Here is a 510-nt window from a genome sequence, read left to right on the forward strand (position 1 = left end):
GTCTCGGGCGTGAACTTCAACAATTACAGCCGAGATGCATTGATGCGAAAACTCGCTAGGACTGACGAAGCCCCTAACGGAGGCCGAGATGAGCGACAGGTTCTTAAGCCTAAAACCGAGACTAAGCCGCTCCCTGTCAATGTAAATATGGCTAGTCGTTGTGTTGTGCTGCACAATATGTTTGACCCAACTGAGTATGTTGTCCTCTATTCCTATCTCAGAGCGCCTTTGCTAATCGATTTACATAGGGAGGAAGGTGAAAGTTGGATCAAGGAACTGGAGGATGACGTTCGACAGGAAGCCGAAGAAAAATATGGCCATGTTGTCCATATCTCCCTCGATCCGAATTCGCAAGGCGACATTTATCTGAAGTTCGACAAGGTCCAGGGAGGCGAGAATGCTATCAAGGGTTTGAACGGTCGTTACTTCGGTGGACGCATGATTAGCGCCGCCCCTGTTGTGGATGCAGTCTACAGCAGTTTGTTCTCTCGCACAAAGGCTATCTAAGAT

At 48.6% G+C, this 510-nt stretch carries 1 protein-coding gene; it reads left to right on the forward strand.

Annotation, left to right across the window (positions count from 1 at the left end; all coding sequences use genetic code 11):
- Positions 1–507, forward strand: a 507-nt coding sequence (locus D7V77_RS42410; protein ID WP_147452376.1) for a hypothetical protein, incomplete at its 5' end; no start/stop codon positions are given.
- Positions 508–510: the final 3 nt, after the last annotated feature.

It is taken from the genome of Corallococcus sp. CA041A, assembly GCF_003612075.1.
GTDB classification, from domain to species: Bacteria; Myxococcota; Myxococcia; order Myxococcales; family Myxococcaceae; genus Corallococcus; species Corallococcus exiguus.